General features: G+C 44.4%; 1 pseudogene. It reads left to right on the top strand.

From position 1 onward, the window contains the following. Positions 1–268: pseudogene (locus DXC01_RS20835) on the top strand (IS200/IS605 family accessory protein TnpB-related protein); the annotation flags it as partial.

Below are 268 nucleotides of genomic sequence, written 5' to 3'. Positions count from 1 at the left end.
CGGTCGGATGGAACTGTCCTGGGAAGAAAGTTTATTGATTTTCCCAGTGAAAAAGACCGGATGTACCGTGTACTGGGACGGATACGGAGATTCCAGAGAGAACATGGATCTGCACAGGCAAAGAGCAGATGGGCTTATGCAAAACGCCTGAACATAGAACTGGGAAGGAAGATTGCAGGAGCAGTCACAAAATATGCAAAAGAGAACCATGCAGATATAATTGTTTTCGAATACCTGGAGACAAAAGGAAAGATATCCGGGAAAAAGA

The organism is Blautia sp. OM07-19 (assembly GCF_003481595.1).
GTDB lineage: Bacteria > Bacillota > Clostridia > Lachnospirales > Lachnospiraceae > Blautia_A > Blautia_A intestinihominis.
Note: the sequence above shows the minus strand (reverse complement) of the source record. Positions and strands in the feature narration are given on the sequence as shown.